Raw genomic sequence first — 18172 nt, forward strand, 5'->3', positions numbered from 1 at the left:
AGAATTTCTTTTGATAGTTACTGTGCCATCAGTGATGATACATTTTTTGGTTAAATTAATGGTCTACTAACTACTAGAATTTTAAAGATGAAGTCTTCTACATAGTGGTTTTATCGTATATTTCATAAATAAAAATATGTAGCCGAAACCGCTAGGCCAGCCAACATACCTTAACAGTTTATAAAATCATTAAACAGTTTTAACCTGCTAAATATGAACCCTATCGCTATCTGAAATATATATCGAAGAAGTTCCTTTAAGTATAATGGAGTTCCATAATCGTTTCATCGAACTCATCCTGATCTACGACTTTAAATCCAAAACGCTCAAAAAAAGGTTTCATGATGTCATGTCCCTCAACATAACAAATGGATATAGAATCAAAGCCTTCAAGTTTCTTTATTTCTGCTAATACGAGTTTCACTGCTTCTGAACCATAGCCTTGACCTTGAAAGCTGATGTCAATCAATAATTGATCTATAAAGATTTCGTTTGGTTTGCCATCCCTATGATTTGGATAATATTGGATAAAGCCAATTGGCTTGTCTCCAAGATAAACGCCTCGATTGATATAATGATCATAAAACTTGGATGCAGCAATAGCTTCTGATGGAAGAGCTACATAGTTTTCCTGCTCTTTTGTGATGTCAAGGTCAATCATATCGACCCAGTTATCTTTTGTTATTTCTCGTAAGTTAATGTTCAATGATATAAATCCTTTTTATATACAATGGGAAGACTAATATTAATTTATAGAGGTAGAATACAGAGCAGTGAGTGCCTTTGTTCTACATTGTGGGTTTACTTGAATCACTAGCTGCTGTTCTATGGTCTTTAGGCACTTGGCTTTATTGAGAACTTTGCTTTTCAACTCGCAGTTATCACAAGCATATACATCAATATGTTGAATAGGTAATAAACTTCGCGAGAATTTTCTTGGCTTTCTTTTGCCAGTGCAGGATTATAGATGTTTTCCTTTTTTGATGCAGGCATACAGTCATTTTTCTCATAAAATACATGTGAGGCTACTATCATAAGTGGAGTCAAACAAGCTAATACAAGAGTTCCATTTCAAATTATGGTTTTTCACCGCTGGTGCTGCCTGAGCAGTCCTCTAGGAACCAGTAAGAACTCCAGTTTACTGTCTGCGATTATTAAGTTTTTGTGCTCGAACATTCAGTTGATAATCTCCGACGCTAGATAGCAAGCACACAACACCGCAAATGAAGGCGAAGAAGGCTAGAATCCAAAAAAATACAGGCTGATCTTTGACAGTTAAAAGAATTTCTTCTGGACGGAAATTTCCCTTTGTTAGGAGGAATTTTCCATCCAGCACAAGCCAAGGAATTAGCCCTAAAAATATACCTGAAGCTATCAGCAAGTTGATAATTGGCGGTTGATGAGATTGCCTAGGGGCTCCGAATTCTATTAGTGCTTTCCAGTTCATATAAAATCTTAATACAGGGATAAGGTGGCGGTTCGGGTAATATTAACGCGTCGTAAACTTGTTCAGTGACGGGTGGAGCGTACTTCAGCGAATTTTTATATCTGGCCCAATACACAATCCATTTCTGTTTCCACAAGCCATGCCAGATCTATAAAGCGACTTACCTCAACAAATGTGCACGCAGGCTTTATTGTAGAGAATAGCTCTCCATGTGCTTTTGCTGCTTCTTCCCAGCGGGATATATCGGTAAGCATGATACGGGTTCTGATGATACCCGTAGGTTTTCCACCCGCTTCTACTATGGCCTTCATCGAAAGCTCCAGACAGTATTTCGTTTGAGTATACACATCACCAATGTAAGCGGTCTGGCCATCCTTGATAGGTGCCGTACCAGAAACAGAAATTAGGTTTCCAACTCGGCACGCTCTGGAAAAGCCTATCGGCTCTTCCAGATGAGAACCTGAGGAGATTAGTTTTCTCATGTTTCCCTACTTGAGTAAAACACCCACTGTAACGTAGTGAGTACAGGCCTGTAAGATCAAAGTTACTTCTGCACATTACAAGGAATGAACAGCGAGTAGTTTTCTTATCGTAACAGTATTTAACCAAACAATAACAGATGCTACTGCAAATTGACCTAGCGAGTGGAGAAAGAGTTTCGGCCAGAAATCTATTTCCTCAGTTAGCAGTGGGTGCCAAACATATACAAGAGTCAAGTTTCCTGGAAATAGAAATATCTTGTACCCAGGCATACCGCCGCCCCAGACATTCCAATTTAGCGCAAAAGCAATGAGCCCAATTACTAACACTAAAGCACCGCCATAAATCGCGATGGTAGTCGACTTGAATTTACTCATCGTGCATCATATCCCTTAAAGTAGAGGTATGGTTTTGTGAGCGACCTGCTACTTATGATTTTTAGACAACTACTGATCGTGATTACCCAATTACTAATATGCCAAGCTTTTCAGGGGTCACTTTACTACACCAAAGTATTAGGTGCTCCCCAGCGTATAAAATATCTTTTGGGTCGAATGTACAATTATTCAGCTTTTTGTCTGCATCATAAAATTTGGTTACGTCACTTTCTGAAAACGACACGTTTTCTATTGTTTCAGCCAGAATTTTTGCATGCCTATGGTCGATGATTGCAGTACTTCCACCACAATATTCCGAAAGCAGCCTTGCTTCCGGTAGTGAGAGGTTAAAAATTGATTCGGCTTTTTCAGAGAGCATCGAGTCAAAATCAATCATTACCATCCCCGAGTGTTGATATGTACTTTCTTCCTGTGCGTACTTGTTCAGGGCATCAAACCATGGAAAGACCATTTCAGTCTTCTGCTTGATAAAAGGAAGAAGTGGTTTCTTGCCGATTTTATGCTCTACTGGCTTTGACTCAACCAATAGTGTATTAATTTCTAATGTATCAATAGTCCAGAAAGTAGAAATTAGGCTCACGAAGTCACCTTTTGCTCAGCGCCTCTCATAACCGACAACTGAAGCGCAATTGATCTGTTGGTTAGGTATAAATTAAAGAACGTCTCTTTATAGGGTTAACTGTAAACACCTTGAAAGATAATACTGTTGACAGAGGTAGTAGAAGAGTCACACGAGCACCACGAATTTTTCCTGTGAGGAATAATATTGCAGCCGAAATAAATAGGAGCTGCGAAATAATGGCTGTGATACAGCAGTTAAAAATTACTCGATAGTTTCTCTTCCTGTTTTTGAAGGCTTTATAAATGGTAAAAATTGAAAGCGCTATAAATGTCAAAATGACTGTTTGGATAAAGGTAAATGAAGCTGTAAATACATTCTTTATTGTTGAGAAATCCATGCGTACACCTAGCCTCTATTCTTAATGTTAACGTGAGGTGTAGAATCAAACCGTACCTTTATCGGTTGCAAAATAACATTGTTATGTTTTTGAGGTATCAAAGTGCTCATACTGGATTATACTAATTTTTACACCCAATTCATTTGATATTAATTTAAACTGGTGTCCCACTGTTTTAGACGGATCTTTCAAGAATAGCTGTGTAACCAAAGGTTCTTGAGTCTTACCATTGGCTGCAATATGCAAAGCGATATCACGAGAAAATTTACGAAATTCATCGGTTTCAAAAGCCCAGTCATCTGAGTAAGCAAATTCGATCATTACGCCTATCCGATTATGGTGATTGTAGGTTTCAATAAATTTGGCCATATCAAATACTGTGCCTCAAGTACTGGTTGGTGAACTTGATGGTTTTTTGAGAAAAAACGGGCTGCTTTACCGAGCTTTCTTTCTCTGGTTTGCTAACCGTTGAACTTACGACAGACTACTTTTTTGCTAGCCATATTTAGGCTGGAAATGATTTTATTTCTTGTTGGAGTCCTGTTTCTTATAGTTTTTACTGCATCTTCTTCAAACTCTATTTGATTTCACTGCATATTGAAATTACCCCCTTGTTCCGAGATTGGGTCTACTCATTGTTTTTTCATGTCCATGGTAAGTGGACTCTTTGAGAACTCTTGGCTAAAGCGTATCGAAATGTAGACTAAGCTGTCCTGAGGAGGATTCAAGGTCCGGAGACGGTTGATCGGTTTTGTTATGTTGGTTCACGTTCTTGACCTAACAACTGCTTTGTACGTTGCCGATCCCCCTCTTCAAAGGCCACCAAGGCAGCTAACAATGCAGACAGAACCAGGCCCGCAACAGGAATGCTAATAAGCCTAAGGAAGTCAATTGCTGAGTAGCCGATAAATGGTCCGATAATGACCCCGACTATAATCCCAATAAAGCAAGGCACGGGTAGTAGGAATATAGCTCGGGCACATGAAAGAACTGCAGAAATATGTACGCTTTTAATATCTTGAATGGTATTAGATGTTTCATCAGTTAAATCCTTTTACAGTTAGAAAATATAACGCGCGCCGTACAGGAGTGAGTCCAGCCGGCGAAGGCGGCGATGTTTCGGTGATTATTATACACTTAATAAAGCAGTGACATTGCCCAACTCATACCTAAGTTCAGGGGTGAGAAAATACATTGCGCCGACGGTTAGTATGGAAAATAGAAGTCCTAGTAAGAAATACTGCCAATAACGTCGCCTGTATATTTTCCCCGTTTCGGTTAAATATTTTGGAAATACGATTTGCAGACCAAAAAATCTTAAGTGAAGAGGGGTCTTATTGATCTCATTCTTAGCTTTAAACATCATAATAAATGAAGCTACGACACAGACTGCCATTAAGAGGCCAGGTATGAGTACTATTATTTCCATATCTCTTTACTATAACGTTCGGTTTAGGGACGGCTTGGGCATAGCGTTAGCTGTATCAGCCTCGCATTATGTAGCGACTTCAACCGCTTATTAAATTTTAGGCCAACACTCTAGCCAAACCCGCTCATTCGGATGATGCTCTGCAATCGTGATTAATGCCTCATCTAGAGCTCTATCATCGCAAGGGGCAATCGTGTAACTGAAGTTGGTTAGATCAATATTACTTGAACGTAGCGAATCTAGCTCCTGTTCATTCAGCACATCACCCCCTACCCATACTGGATATAGGGCTGATTTAATTATCGGCTCTAATTCTAAGTAGCCTTTTCTTGTAACAGCGAATATAACCATAATGAAATTTAAGATTTATATAGTGATAGTCACAACCACATTATCCTGATTATTATTCCGGGGGCAATTTTACATCAGTTTTCTGAAAAGTAAGCTAAATCAGTGACTTACATTAATTTGGCACTAATGTCATATTTGAAATGGTAGTCATGGTGACCACTACCCTAATAATTATTTGTTGGCTTAATATATTGATCTCAATTATTTTTTCTTGTATCTGGCTTGATCCAGAAATAACAGCCACAAAGAGCTAAAAATCTTGGTCAAATTGATCGCTTATGTGAAAAGGATCTGAGTTATTCAGGTGCTACAGCAATGGTTATTATTAAGCAGGAAGGGTGGTCTTGAAAAAGAGAGAATTGAAAATTTTGAGGGCTGTTTACAAGCGGTAGGTTAGAACCCTATACTGCTTGAGACTACAACAAACCTTGCTTAATTAGGGCTATAATTACTTTGGCTATCATAAGTTGATTTCTACCAGCTTAAGTCACTTGATTTAAATGCTGGGTTTTAAGCCCTCCATCCTCACTGATTCATCATTAACTTAATAGCTGCCACCAAAAATTAATTCTGTTGTTTTTTTGAGCACCGCACTGCTTCTCATGTCACTAAGTTCAAATCCCTGCAGATAAAACTACTACGCCCCCCCTGAAGGGGGATGTGTGCGTTAGTACCATTTCTTTACTCTGCAATAGGTCACACCCCAGAGAGGGTGGGCACTTGTGTCAGAGTCGCTAGGTTAGAAGCACTCTTTGAGTTAGGTATAACAACAATAACTAGGTTGATCTATTTCCTTGCCTGTCATTCTATGACAGTCATTTGCTCACAGGGATACCAGCTTTTCGCTTGGATGTATCCAGCTGCTGAGCCTAGCCGTGAATGTCTGGCAATTTGAACCTCATATTGACTGTTGTGCCCTTGGCTTCTTTTACCTTTGTTGGAAGAACCTTTCTCAGCTTCAGAGCTTACTGTTTCTCAATCGGTGACTTTGGTATTCATATTCAGGAAATCTAGTCCCATTGATCCGCTGTTTGTGTGATTGAGGGCTTAGATACCTGGCTTATAAAAAATAACAGCGAAAAGATGACTAAGAGAAAGCAATAATGAACAGTCCATTTCCCCTAAAAAGGCTACTGGCCAGTACAGGCCTTGTACTTGGTACACTATCTAGTGCCCACGTTAATGCCGGTACCGCTTTTGTACATTTATTCGAGTGGAGCTGGAATGATATCGCCAGTGAGTGTGAGAACTTTCTTGGGCCTAAGGGTTTTGATGCGGTGCAAATATCTCCACCCAATGAGCATATCAGCCTGTCCACCTGGTGGGCGCGCTATCAGCCAGTGACTTATACCAACTTAACCAGTCGCAGCGGTACTGAGGAGGAACTGCAAAGCATGATCAATCGTTGTCATGCAGCAGGTGTAAAAGTCTACGCCGATGCGGTAATTAACCATACGGCGGCCTGGAATGGCGGTGGCACCGGTTGGGGAGGCACTGAGTGGACCTTGCTGGACCATCCGGAGTTTTCTGATAACGACTATCACTCCGATTGCACCATTAATAACTACAATGATGCCAATCATGTGTGGAGCTGTCGGTTGAGTGGTTTGCCAGATTTGGATACTGGCTCCAGTTATGTGCAGGGAAAACTTGCTGGTTACCTGAGTAAATTAAAAGGCATGGGAGTTGATGGCTTCCGTATTGATGCCGTCAAGCACATGTCCCCCGATGATTTACAGGCAATTGTGAATCAAGCTGGCAACCCCTGGGTCTTTTCAGAGGTTATTGGTGCTGCCGGTGAGGCCTCAGAAATCCAGCCTTACAATTATACCTTTCTAGGCCGGGTTACTGAATTTAAATATGGCACTGATGTAGCCAGCAACTTTAGCGGTCAGATTAAAAATCTTGCCACTATTGGTGAAAGCTGGGGACTGCTCTCCTCCAGTGATGCCGTTCATTTTATTGATAACCACGATCGCGAGCGGGGCCATGGTGGCGGTGGTAATCTGACTTATCACGATGGAGCCAAATATAATCTGGCCAATGTCTTTATGCTGGCTCATCCCTATGGCTACCCCAAGGTAATGTCCGGGTATAACTTTACCGATACCGACATTGGCCCTCCCAGCAGTGGCCCGAATAACTGTCAAAATGGTGCCTGGGTCTGCCAGCATCGCTGGGGCAATATCGCCAACATGGTAGGTTTTCGTAACTATACCAATGGCACTGCCATGGATAATTGGTGGGACAATGACAACAACCAGATTGCCTTTGGCCGTGGCAACAAAGGATTTGTGGTGATCAATAATGAGGGGGGCTCTCTGAACCAGACGCTCTACACTGGCATGCCTGCAGGGGATTATTGCAATGTGTTGGCGGGCGATAACGAGTGTAGTGGCGATGTGATTACTGTAGATAGTAGCGGCTATGCCACTTTTAATGTCGCTGCCAACTCTGCCGCGGCAATTCATGGTGGGCAATTGGCGACGCCTTGTGACGATTGTGCTGAATCTGGTTTCCCCAGCCTTTACTTTCGCGGTACCGCCAACAACTGGGGTAGTACAGCATTCGAAAAAGTGAGTGATAATACCTGGCAATTAGTTGTGAACTTTGATGGTCAGGCGGACCAGCGTTTTAAGCTGGATATTTATGGTGATTGGACAGAGAACTACGGCGATGATGGTGCCGATGGTACTTTGGATAAGACCGGTGCAGATATTTATACCTCTGTGAGCGGTAATTACCGAATCGAAGTCAACGACCAGAGCCTGAGTTACAGCCTAACTGAAGTTTCCTCAAAGCAGGCACCGGTTGCGGTTGTCACTCCCTCAGCAGTTACTGTTGCGGTCAATGAAAGTATCACGTTGGATGCCAGCGCTTCTAACGATACCGATGGCAGTGTGGTGTCTTATAGCTGGAGTAGTGGTGGCAGCAACGCTAGTACTTCCCTGAGTTTTGCCAACGCTGGAACCTATACAGAAACCGTAACGGTAACGGATAACGATGGCCTGACTGACAGTGCCACTGCCGCCATTACTGTGACTGACCCCAACGGAGGCTATGCACAGAACTTCACGGCACTGCATTTTCGGGGAACGCCCAATAGCTGGGGCACCCAGGCCATGACTCTGATAGCAGATAATATCTGGCGTACTACGGTTGTATTTGATGGCAGTAGCAACCAGCGTTTTAAATTTGATGTAAGCACTAACTGGGATGAAAATTACGGGGACAACAATGCCGATGGTTCTCTGGAGCAGGGAGGCAATGATATTTATACCAATGTGTCTGGTACTTATCTTGTTGAAGTGAATGATAAAACACTCAGTTATACCCTGACTTGTGTGGATTGCGGCAGCCATGCCTCTAATTTTGCCTCTCTACACTTTCGTGGAACGCCAAATAACTGGGGAGCTGAGGCTATGCAGTTAGTGGCGGACAACCTTTGGGAAATTTCGGTTAACTTCGATGGTCAATCCCAGCAACGTTTTAAGTTTGATGTGAGTGGCGATTGGAGTGAAAACTATGGTGATAGTGACTCTAATGGAACTTTGGAGCAGGGTGGTTCTGATATTTACACCTCCGTTACAGGGAACTATAAGGTGCAGATGAATGATCAGACCTTGATTTATAGTCTGGTAGCCCAGTGAATATTATCTAGTATTGATACAGAAAACCCGGCTTCGAGCCGGGTTTTCTGTAATAAAAGACTGTATTTGCTAGTCAATTGTCAAGCTTGAAGATATGGCCTTCAAAGGGGGGAAGATTAAGTGTTATTCGCCCCTGGCCATTTTGGATAACCAGCTGTTGCTTCGCATTGCTGATCTGCCCTTCTAATACATAGCTGCCGTCTTTCAGTTTCCACTGTTTAAGTAGCTCATTGGGGATCAGCAGTTCGAATTTGCTGGCCTCTCGATCAAAATTTGCAACGATCAAGAGTTTTTCCGTTTTATTCCAGCGCGCAAAAGAAAATTGTTTTTCCCCATAGCCGCTATCCTGTTTGCGGTTGTAGCTGTGCAAGTCCAGATAATCGCCAAGCAGGGCCGGGCTCTGTTTGGAGAAATTAAGCAGGCGCTGGTAGAAGCTGCGCAGCTCTTTTTCTTCTTTTGTCAGCAGTGCAGTGTCAAAAGCGCCCTCATTGTTCCAGCGGCGCACACTGGGTACTGACCAGTAGTCGAAAATGGTGGTGCGGCTGGCTTTACCGAAGCCGGCATCTTTGTTGGCGGGCTCTCCTAACTCCTGGCCAAAGTAAACCAAGGTAGGGGCTGGAGAGAGCACGGCAGATACCAGCATTGCAGGTTTACCAGCCTCTGGGTTGTCAGAAAATTGTGGGCTGGCAATACGCTGCTCGTCGTGGTTCTCCATAAAGCGCAACATATGAGAGGAGATATCTACCAGGCTTGCCTGTACCTGTGCGATTTTATCTGTGCTGCCCTTGTTCTCCATGACCGCACGAATAGCGTCGTAAGTGCCGACTTTATCGTAGAGGTAATCCATTTTGCCCAGATGCAGATAATCTCGATAGCGCTCTGGAGTATAGATTTCGGCAAGTAACAGTGTGTTGGGGTTGCGCATTTTGATGGAGGAATTCAGGTAGCTCCAGAATTCTACCGGTACCATACCGGCCATATCATAGCGGAATCCATCGACTCCAAAGTCCAGCCAGTAGTGGGCGATATCGCGGAATTTTTCCCAGGTGTCCGGGACTTTCTTGTCTGCCCAAAACTGGGCGTGGGCCCGGTAGTCGCGCTCGGCATATTCCTGGGGTAGCTCAGAAAAATTCTTACTGTTATCGGGGCGAACGCCAAAATTAATTTTGACGGTTTCATACCAGTCGTGCATGGCAGGTTGTGCACTGCGCGCGCCATTACCGGTCCATTTCGCTGGACTCTCTATAAACTGCCCATCGACAAGATCATTGGCTTCGCCATTGAGAGGCTGATAACTGTCTTCTGCAACGGGTACGCGGAAGTCTTCGCCCACCACATAGTAGAAATTGTTGTTGCGGGCATAGGTGACCTGGGTGTTGTCGCCAGCTCCAAAATCCTGCACGCCTTGGGGTTTATCGAGAGAATGATAGGCGCGGGCTACATGGTTAGGCACTATATCGATAATTACTTTCAGGCCGGCCTCGTGGCTGCGTTCCACCAGTGCGCGGAATTCCTGTAATCGCTCTGCTGGGTTATTGGCCAGGTCTGGGTTTACGCTGTAGTAATCCTTGATGGCATAGGGAGAGCCGGCGCGGCCTTTGACCACATCTGGATCATCGTTACTGATACCGTATTCCGTATAGTCGCCAACGAGCGCGTGGTGCAGGGCGCCGGTGTACCAGATATGGGTGGCGCCCAGCGCGTGGATTTCATTCAGTGCTTTTGGGGTAAAGTCGGAGAACTTGCCCACACCATTCTCTTCGAGTGTGCCCCAGGGTTTGTTGGTACTGTTAGTGTTGCCAAATAAGCGCGGTAGCACTTGGTAGATAACAGCTTTTTTCTCCACAATTTTTTCAGCGTGCTGTATTTCTTCCGGGCTGCTCTCCTGGCTGCAGCCGGCAGTGCCGAATAGAGCAGCACCTAGTAGGGAAGCCGAAAGGAGTTTGGCAATAAACAGGGAATGTAACTTCTTCATTGTTTCCTGATGACTTTAAATTTTTTTGTCAGTGAACAGCGGTTTGCTGAATTATTGATTTTTGAGCACTAAATCCAGCGGTTCTTTGTGCCAGTCAAATTTAACCAGCAGTTGCTGCTTGCGCTTGTTGTACCAGGCCCCACGGGGTGCCTGAGTAAAGTCTTTTTCACTGTCGAAAATAGGCAGGGATTCGCCGCTAATATCGAGCTGCACGGGCACTTGTTGCCAGTTGTGGATCTTTAAAGTGACCGTGCGAGATTCCGGCATACCGGTATAACCGGCTCCTTCGCGATTAAAGACGAAGGCTAAACCCTGCTGTTTGTTTTCAGCTGAGAAATGTAGCTTCTCGTATTTGCCTTTTTCAAAAGCCTGCGCGGTAGCGCCATCATCTTCATAAACATAGCGCTCGGACTTTGCTGCTGATGGGTGCGCGTAGTAGTCCAGGGTCAGGTTTTTACTGGAGTAATCACGACTGCTGAGGATATCGTCAATGGTGGGAATAATGGCGCCGGCCCGCACCAGTACAGGAATAGTTTTCAGGTCCACTTCTACCAGGGCCTGATCGCCGGAATAGTGTTCATCAGTCCAGTAATCGAACCAGGTGCCGCCGGGCAGTTTTACCGCGACCTCATCCACATCTTCTTCTACGACCGGGGCAACGAGGAAGTCCTGCCCCCAAAGGTAGGCATCCTTGTAGTCCAGGAGAGATAGGTCACTTTCGTTTTCGAAAAACAGCGGGCGCATCAGCGGCATGCCGGTCTGGCTGTTTTCGAAGGCGAGGGTGTAGTTGTAGGGCAGCAGGCGATAGCGCAGTTTTACATATTCGCGCAGGATATCGCGGGTGCGGCGGTCGTGGAAAACCGGTTCGGAAGCAATATGCTCCTGGGCGTGCGGGCGGTAAACCGGTTGGAATACGCCGTACTGTAACCAGCGGATATAGAGTTCGCGGTCAAATCTCTCGCCGCCGGCAAAGCCACCCAGGTCTGAATGGGTGTAGCCAAAGCCTAGCAAGCCCATACTCAGAGCCAATTCCACCTGAGGCTGTAAGCCACCCCACTCCCGAGCGACGTCGCCGGTCCAGGGAATCATGCCGTAGCGCTGGGAGCCGGCAAAACCGGAGCGCATCATAATAAAGGGGCGGTGCTCAGGGTGTTTTGCCGTTTGGCGTTCGTGCAGTAATTGCGCCCAGGCGTGGCCGAAGGCGTTGTGGATTTCATCGGCCATACCGATTGCGTGAACGGTATCGGAGGGGTGAACTTCCGGCTCACCCAGGTCGCCCCACCAGCCGGCTACGCCCTGTTCCAATAATCCGTCGTAAATATTCCAGAACCAGTCGCGGCCATCTTCGGAGAAGACATCGATCAGGCCGGTATTGCCGAAGTAGAAATCAAAACGCTTGGGTTCTCCGGCCAGGTTTTTGGCCAGGGCATTATTCGCCACGGCTTCCTGCCAGCGTTCGGAGGTGGAGAGGACAAAAGGCTCGGTCACCAGGATGGTATTGATGCCGCGTTCTTTAAGGTCGGCCATCATCTTTTCTGGTTCGGGAAAGGCCTCCTTGTCCCAAGCCAGGTTGCCCATATGACCTTTTATATCCGGGCCAAACCAGTAGAGGTCCAACACCAGGGCGTCCAGGGGGAAATCTTCTTCGGCAAACTTATCCACGGTTGCGCGGACTTCAGCTTCGCTGTGATAGCCAAAGCGGGAGGCGAAGTTACCCAGGGCCCAACGGGGGGGCAGGGGCTGTTTGCCGGTGGTGGATACATAATTTTCCAGCAACTGTGGATAAGTCTCACCGGCTACCACGATGTAAGCGGTGCGCCCGGCTACGGCTTCAAATTGCAGGATATCTTCTTCGTTTGCGCCCAGATCCAGGGTGCCGGTGGCAGAGTTGTCGAACAGCAGAATGTATTTGTTGCTGGACAGTACTGCTGGCAGGGAAAAATACATCTGGTTGGATTCGGTGGTGTATCCGTAATGGGCACGGTTATACAGAGGGAGGCGTTGGCCGCGACGGTCCATCCCCATAACCCGCTCTCCGCCGCCCAGCAGTTTTTCCTCTGGTGACAGTGCGAAACGGAATCCGCGCATCGTCTCGGTGGCAAAGAAGCCACTCTCTTCACTCAGGATTTGTTCGCTGCCGCGCAAGTACTCGATTCGGAAGGGAGACTTGTGGATGACTGCAGTAAGCGAGCCAGTGCGGTAAACGAGCTTGTCCCCTTGTTGCTCCAGCATTGCCTCGGATCGGCCAGCAGAATTGGTGGCCAACGCGAATGAGGGCAACTGCTTCAGGCCTTCGCGGCGATAGTGCACCGATAGCGCTGACGGACCAGCCGGGGTGAGGGTGACCTCGCCCTCACTCGTCTGTACAGTTAGTGAGTCTTCGCTCATGGTGTGATCGCGGTAGTTGCGCTGTTCAGCGGCCAGGGATTGAGCGCTCAGGCAGAGTGTAGCTGCGAGGCACACCAGGCGCAGGAGTGGGAGTTTTAGGATCATCGCGCGGGACTTCAGTTGCTTGATTAGGATTCACAGTTTCGTGTTGGCCCGACGCGTATGCTGGGCCTGAGTTTATCCTAAAGCGCAGAATCTGGCCCGCATCCTCCCCGCTGGGGGGAGGATGGAGGCCTGTGGTGGGCGTGTCAGAATGGCAAAATAAGCATAACGAGAGATGCGGTGACCCTATGAGCCAATCAGAGCCCAATCCTATTCAACAGCCCCGTCTGCCCTTTTGGCAGGTGTGGAATGTCAGTCTCGGTTTTCTCGGGGTGCAATTTGGCTTTTCTCTGCAAAATGCCAATGCCAGTAGAATCTTGTCTGATCTGGGGGCGGACCTTCATTCTCTATCCCTGTTCTGGATAGTGGCACCGCTCATGGGACTTATTGTGCAACCTATCGTGGGTTCGGCCTCGGATCGAACCTGGAGTCGCTTCGGTCGCCGCAACCCCTTTATCCTTTTTGGTGCCATCGCCGCAGCCCTGGGGATGGCGTTTATGCCCAATGCCGGGATTGTGGTGGCGATAGTGGCCCCAATTATTTTCGGCGGCGTTATGTTGGCCCTGATGGACGCGGCCTTTAACGTGACCATGCAGCCTTTCCGCGCCCTGGTGTCCGACATGGTGCCATCAGAGCAGCGCACCCTGGGGTACTCGATACAGTCTTTGCTGATTAACATTGGCGCCATCTTCGGCTCCATGTTGCCATTCATCCTGACTAATGTGATCGGTCTGGAAAATACTGCCCGTGCGGGAGAGGTGGCGCCCTCCGTTATATGGGCTTTCTATATCGGCGCCACAGTGCTTCTGGGTAGTGTGTTATGGACTGTGCTGCGTACCAAGGAGTATCCGCCAGAGCAGTACAATGCCTATAAAGGTCTCGACTCCGCGCAACTGGAGCGGGAACGACAGCAAAAAGCCCCACTGGCAAAGCGCTTGATCGGTTTTTTCCAACTGCTAATGAAAATGCCGCGCACTATGCGCCAGCTGGCCCTGGTGCAATTCTTCTCCTGGTTTGCCCTGTTTATTATGTGGGTTTACACCACGCCAGCAATCACTCAACACGTTTGGGGAGTGGAAGCCAAGTGGTTTGATCCCGCCTATCTGGAAAGTGTCAAAGAAATTCCCGCACATATCGCTGCTGCCAAGGGTGCTGCCGGTGACTGGGTAGGAATTATTTTTGCTGCTTACTCTCTGTTCGCGGCGATCTTCTCTATTGTCCTGGCCCGTTTGTCTCAGGTGTTGGGTCGTAAGCTCACTTATTCCCTATCGTTGGCACTGGGCGGTTTTGGATACATCAGCTTCCTGTTCTTCCAGGGGGGCGATCCCACACAGGTGAATCTGTTGATTACAGAAGTTTCCGTACCCAGTGGCGCCCTGGGATTATTGCTACCGATGATGGGTGTGGGCATTGCCTGGGCCGCTATTCTGGCGATGCCCTATGCGATCCTCTCCGACTCGCTGCCGGCGGATAAGACCGGTGTTTATATGGGGATTTTTAATTTCACTATCGCCGCACCGCAGATTGTTTCCGCCCTGGTAGCTGGCTTGATATTGAAAACAGTTTTCGAAAACCAGGCAATTTACATCATTGTTTTGGCGGGGGTGTGTATGTTGCTTGGCGCTATGTCGGTGGCGCTGGTGAGGGAGAGTTCAGAACCCGAGCCCGCATTAAAGGCAACTACTACAGCTTGATAAAAAGTTGTAAAAGATCGTTAAAAAAGCCCCTATTTGGGGCTTTTTTATTGCCGGGATTCCAGGTTTTCCCAAATTTTTCGCATTTATGAGGCTGCGGAGTTTTATGGCGGCATTTTGACAGTCTGGTGTGAGCGTACCTAGACTGGGCGAATCTCACTGGAAATGAATTAAATTATGTCGATATTCCCTGCTATTGATCGGGCATTAGAGGCTTTTGCCAGTTTTGTCTGGGGTCCCCCCTTATTAGTGCTACTCGTTGGTGGAGGCCTCGCGCTATTGATCTATTCTCGTGGCCGTCCCTATCGCCATCTTGGGCACAGTATTGGGCTTTTAAGTGGCCGATACGATGACCCCAATGACCCTGGCCAAGTGAATCACAGCCAAGCACTCTCCACAGCGCTGTCGGGAACCCTAGGGTTGGGCAATATTTCCGGGGTTGCAATCGCAATTACGATTGGTGGACCTGGGGCGATTTTCTGGATGTGGGTAACCGCCCTGGTGGGGGTGGCTACCAAGTTTTATACAGCGACGCTGGCGGTGATGTTTCGCGGTCGCGATGCCTCCGGGGAACTGCAAGGTGGCCCCATGTATGTTATTCGCGAGGGGTTGGGCCGACGCTGGATGCCGCTCGCGGTACTGTTTGCCGTGGCGGGACTCTGCGGTATGTTGCCGGTGTTTCAGTCCAATCAAACCACGCAGCTACTGCGCGAGTCTTTTGCTGAGCCCTTGGGTTGGGTAGCACCCGGAGGTTCACTCACTTTTGATTTTGTTATTGGCTTATTAATTGCTGTTGCATCGGCTTACGTTATAGCCGGTCGTATCCAGCGTATCGGTAAATTCTCCGCAAGAGTAGTGCCGGGCATGGTGCTGTTTTATCTGGGCATGACCCTTGTGGTGATTGCCAGCTTCTGGGAGCAGGTACCGGCAGCATTTGCGCTGATCTTCTCGGATGCTTTCAGCGGTCAAGCTATTGCTGGAGGTACTCTGGGTTCGGTAATCACAGTAGGGGTAAGCCGGGGCGCATTTTCCAATGAGGCGGGTATAGGCACGGAGTCTTTGGCCCATGGTGCAGCGAAAACCCGTGAGCCCGTTCGAGAAGGCGTAGTTGCCATGCTGGGCCCTATTGTAGACACACTGGTTATCTGCACTTGCACTGCCCTGGTGATACTACTGACTGGCGCTTGGCAGCAGGAAGGGGATATTGCCGGCGTTACCCTGACTGCACAGGCATTTTCTCAGGTATTTGGGCAGTTTGGTCCAATTTTGCTACTGCTAATGGTCCTACCACTGGCTTTTAGCACCATCGTCACCTGCTGGTATTACGGTATGAAGTGCTATGTTTTTCTTTTCGGTGGCCGCTGGCAGGGCCTTTATACCGGGCTCTATATGATACTGATTGTATTGGGTGCGGTGGCTTCTCTGAGCGCGGTCAACAGCATTATTATTGGCATGTACGCCGTAATGGCTGTGCCCACTATGGTTTCCACATTACTGCTGGCACGGCATGTAAACCGTGCAGCGCATGCGTATTTCACCCGTATGGAAGTCGCAAAGCGGGAAGGGGCAGAGGCCTCTCAATAGCAGATGTTTTTCCAGGCAAAGAAAAAGGCGGACTTAATAGTCCGCCTTTTTTATGGTGCCTTTTCACAAGTGTCTAGATTTTACCTAAGGCACAACAGATACCTTTGTGCCGACTCTGGCGTGGCGGTAGAAAATCTTCGCCATATGCCAGGGGATGCGGATACAGCCATGGGAGGCTGGGTAACCGGGTACATAACCGGCATGCATGGTGACTGGGCCATTAATCCGCATCATGTAATCCATTGAGGCTCCGCGGAAGCGAGACCCGGCAGGCTTGCGATGGCGGCGTACATCCACATTACTGCGCAGTACTTGGCCACGAGAGCTTATATAGTGACCGTACAGGTTGGAGCGGTGGCTGTATTTCTTTTGTGAAATACGAAAGTTACCAGTAGGAGTTCGGTGGCCTGGTTTACCGGTAGAGACCGGGGACATGCCGGCGAGACGTCCTCCCTTATAGAAGTAGGCCATCTGGTCACTTAAGTCGATCACAATACGCGGTGTACCTTGTACATGGCCTTTAAACCACATATGCCGGCTATTTTGTGGTTGAGCTTGTTGGTATCTGCCGTATCGAGAATATGCCCTTTGGTTCCTGCTGTATCGAGAGTAGCTCCTTTGATTCCTATTGTATCGGGAGTGTCCCCTATACTCTCTCCGGTACCTGTAATCCCTGCTATATCTGGAGTGCCGGTCATAATGCCCTCCATGCCCCTGATGAGCGACATACCTTGGGCTCTGGCGGGAATAGGGATTGGAATAATCCGCAGCATAGGCCAGGGGGGCCAATATTGCCGATCCAACAACCATTAGCGCAGCGGCGAACGAAGCGTTTTTACGTAGAGCTCCTTGTACTTTTTGTAGGGATGATTTCTGTCGTGTAGGTATAGTTTGATGGTTTTGCAGCGAAGGTCGGTTATGCATTACACACCTCTCTATTGCCAGTGGGCCGTGTAAACAACCATGGATTTAGAGCCTAACCATTGCCTGCCAGGGTGCGATATCCCTAGCACCCAATCAGGAGCACGGCGCAGGTCAGAGATTTCCCCAAAGCAGCTCCCCGTATACTCGGCCTCAGCTGCGGGATGGGTTAGCACAGGTTTTCACCAATGCAGGTCCAAGGGATGGTAAGGTCCGTGTCTTGGGCCAGTCACATCAAAAAGGAATAAGTGAATTGCTGGTTATTAATCTCACATACATTTGCAAGAATGGTTTGCGAAGGGATTGATAGGCGTTAGAACTCCAATCTGAGGAATTTTCTTAAAGAGATTTCTTTAGCGGGGTCTTTAGCCGATAAAGTATCAGCGGATTTGCCACATTAGTGAATTATTCATTAGCGGGGTCAGGGGTTAATTTATGGAGCTTTTATTTTCCTACGGCACTCTTCAGCAAGAGAATGTACAACTAGAGACTTTTGGCCGTAAGTTACAAGGATCTGAGGATACTTTAATTGGTTACCAGCTTTCTGAAATAAGAATTATAGATCCACAGGTTGTGCAAACTAGCGGCAAGGAGTTTCACCCCATACTGAAGTACACAGGGCACTCCTCTGATACGGTTGAGGGTATGGTCTTTGAAATCTCTGCCGAAGAGCTTGCTCAGTCTGATGCCTATGAAGTGGATGCCTATCAGCGGGTTGCCGCCAAATTGAAATCTGGTATAGAAGCCTGGATTTATGCTGAGGCAAACTAAAGACGTCATTTACTAAGGTAGTT

At 47.2% G+C, this 18172-nt stretch carries 14 protein-coding genes; 4 read left to right on the top strand and 10 right to left on the bottom strand.

What is annotated here, in order from left to right; genetic code table 11:
• Positions 1-256: 256 nt before the first annotated feature.
• The 6 genes from ACJJIV_RS13375 to ACJJIV_RS13400 form a co-directional block, all read right to left on the bottom strand.
• A complete protein-coding gene (locus ACJJIV_RS13375) occupies positions 257-706 on the bottom strand; it encodes a GNAT family N-acetyltransferase (RefSeq protein ID WP_444889256.1) in 450 nt (149 codons plus the stop codon).
• A gap of 432 nt (positions 707-1138) precedes the next feature.
• A complete protein-coding gene (locus ACJJIV_RS13380; RefSeq protein WP_252083487.1) occupies positions 1139-1447 on the bottom strand; it encodes a hypothetical protein in 309 nt (102 codons plus the stop codon).
• A 95-nt stretch (positions 1448-1542) separates the two neighbouring features.
• The gene (locus tag ACJJIV_RS13385; RefSeq protein WP_444889257.1) at positions 1543-1929 is read right to left on the bottom strand and encodes a Rid family hydrolase; all 387 of its coding nucleotides are present in this window, start codon (positions 1927-1929) and stop codon (positions 1543-1545) included.
• A gap of 75 nt (positions 1930-2004) precedes the next feature.
• Positions 2005-2304 carry a hypothetical protein gene (locus ACJJIV_RS13390; RefSeq protein ID WP_444889258.1) on the bottom strand — a complete coding sequence of 100 codons (300 nt, stop codon included), beginning with the start codon at positions 2302-2304 and terminating at the stop codon, positions 2005-2007.
• Between the two features lie 82 nt (positions 2305-2386).
• Entirely contained in the window at positions 2387-2905 is a 519-nt protein-coding gene (locus ACJJIV_RS13395) for a hypothetical protein (protein WP_444889259.1), read from the bottom strand.
• A 460-nt stretch (positions 2906-3365) separates the two neighbouring features.
• Positions 3366-3605, bottom strand: coding sequence for a hypothetical protein (locus ACJJIV_RS13400; RefSeq protein WP_444889260.1), 240 nt, complete (start codon positions 3603-3605; stop codon positions 3366-3368).
• 2562 nt (positions 3606-6167) lie between these two features.
• Between ACJJIV_RS13400 and ACJJIV_RS13405 the strand changes: the two genes are divergently transcribed.
• A complete protein-coding gene (locus tag ACJJIV_RS13405) occupies positions 6168-8714 on the top strand; it encodes an alpha amylase C-terminal domain-containing protein (protein WP_444889261.1) in 2547 nt (848 codons plus the stop codon).
• Positions 8715-8787: 73 nt separating this feature from the next.
• Here the strand turns inward: ACJJIV_RS13405 and ACJJIV_RS13410 are convergent, their stop codons facing one another.
• Together ACJJIV_RS13410 and ACJJIV_RS13415 are read right to left on the bottom strand one after the other, a co-directional pair.
• The gene (locus ACJJIV_RS13410) at positions 8788-10689 is read right to left on the bottom strand and encodes an alpha-amylase family protein (protein WP_444889262.1); all 1902 of its coding nucleotides are present in this window, start codon (positions 10687-10689) and stop codon (positions 8788-8790) included.
• A 51-nt stretch (positions 10690-10740) separates the two neighbouring features.
• Positions 10741-13182 carry a glycoside hydrolase family 31 protein gene (locus ACJJIV_RS13415; RefSeq protein ID WP_444889263.1) on the bottom strand — a complete coding sequence of 814 codons (2442 nt, stop codon included), beginning with the start codon at positions 13180-13182 and terminating at the stop codon, positions 10741-10743.
• Positions 13183-13367: 185 nt separating this feature from the next.
• Between ACJJIV_RS13415 and ACJJIV_RS13420 the strand changes: the two genes are divergently transcribed.
• Positions 13368-14873 carry an MFS transporter gene (locus tag ACJJIV_RS13420; RefSeq protein ID WP_444889264.1) on the top strand — a complete coding sequence of 502 codons (1506 nt, stop codon included), beginning with the start codon at positions 13368-13370 and terminating at the stop codon, positions 14871-14873.
• A gap of 177 nt (positions 14874-15050) precedes the next feature.
• The gene (locus ACJJIV_RS13425; protein ID WP_444889265.1) at positions 15051-16457 is read left to right on the top strand and encodes an alanine/glycine:cation symporter family protein; all 1407 of its coding nucleotides are present in this window, start codon (positions 15051-15053) and stop codon (positions 16455-16457) included.
• Positions 16458-16541: 84 nt separating this feature from the next.
• Here ACJJIV_RS13425 and ACJJIV_RS13430 read toward each other — a convergent pair whose 3' ends face one another.
• Both ACJJIV_RS13430 and ACJJIV_RS13435 read right to left on the bottom strand, forming a co-directional pair.
• Positions 16542-16949, bottom strand: coding sequence for a L,D-transpeptidase family protein (locus ACJJIV_RS13430; protein WP_252083479.1), 408 nt, complete (start codon positions 16947-16949; stop codon positions 16542-16544).
• On the bottom strand, positions 16946-17185 hold the full coding sequence (locus tag ACJJIV_RS13435) for a hypothetical protein (RefSeq protein WP_252083478.1): 240 nt from the start codon (positions 17183-17185) through the stop codon (positions 16946-16948). Before ACJJIV_RS13435 ends, ACJJIV_RS13430 begins: the two co-directional genes overlap by 4 nt.
• 628 nt (positions 17186-17813) lie before the next feature.
• Here ACJJIV_RS13435 and ACJJIV_RS13440 point away from each other — a divergent pair.
• Positions 17814-18149 (top strand): gamma-glutamylcyclotransferase family protein, encoded by a 336-nt coding sequence (locus tag ACJJIV_RS13440; protein WP_444889266.1) that lies wholly within the window; start codon positions 17814-17816, stop codon positions 18147-18149.
• Positions 18150-18172 lie beyond the last annotated feature (23 nt).

This window comes from Microbulbifer mixtoriginis (SeqCode) (assembly GCF_052466765.1).

What these genes read in the sequence shown, in the direction of transcription:
- ACJJIV_RS13440 (WP_444889266.1), top strand. Translation starts at nt 17,814, where the DNA reads ATGGAGCTTTTATTTTCCTACGGCACTCTTCAGCAAGAGAATGTACAA.
- ACJJIV_RS13415 (WP_444889263.1), bottom strand. Translation starts at nt 13,182, where the DNA reads ATGATCCTAAAACTCCCACTCCTGCGCCTGGTGTGCCTCGCAGCTACA.
- ACJJIV_RS13385 (WP_444889257.1), bottom strand. Translation starts at nt 1,929, where the DNA reads ATGAGAAAACTAATCTCCTCAGGTTCTCATCTGGAAGAGCCGATAGGC.
- ACJJIV_RS13420 (WP_444889264.1), top strand. Translation starts at nt 13,368, where the DNA reads ATGAGCCAATCAGAGCCCAATCCTATTCAACAGCCCCGTCTGCCCTTT.
- ACJJIV_RS13390 (WP_444889258.1), bottom strand. Translation starts at nt 2,304, where the DNA reads ATGAGTAAATTCAAGTCGACTACCATCGCGATTTATGGCGGTGCTTTA.
- ACJJIV_RS13405 (WP_444889261.1), top strand. Translation starts at nt 6,168, where the DNA reads ATGAACAGTCCATTTCCCCTAAAAAGGCTACTGGCCAGTACAGGCCTT.
- ACJJIV_RS13435 (WP_252083478.1), bottom strand. Translation starts at nt 17,185, where the DNA reads ATGTCGCTCATCAGGGGCATGGAGGGCATTATGACCGGCACTCCAGAT.
- ACJJIV_RS13400 (WP_444889260.1), bottom strand. Translation starts at nt 3,605, where the DNA reads ATGATCGAATTTGCTTACTCAGATGACTGGGCTTTTGAAACCGATGAA.
- ACJJIV_RS13425 (WP_444889265.1), top strand. Translation starts at nt 15,051, where the DNA reads ATGTCGATATTCCCTGCTATTGATCGGGCATTAGAGGCTTTTGCCAGT.
- ACJJIV_RS13410 (WP_444889262.1), bottom strand. Translation starts at nt 10,689, where the DNA reads ATGAAGAAGTTACATTCCCTGTTTATTGCCAAACTCCTTTCGGCTTCC.
- ACJJIV_RS13380 (WP_252083487.1), bottom strand. Translation starts at nt 1,447, where the DNA reads ATGAACTGGAAAGCACTAATAGAATTCGGAGCCCCTAGGCAATCTCAT.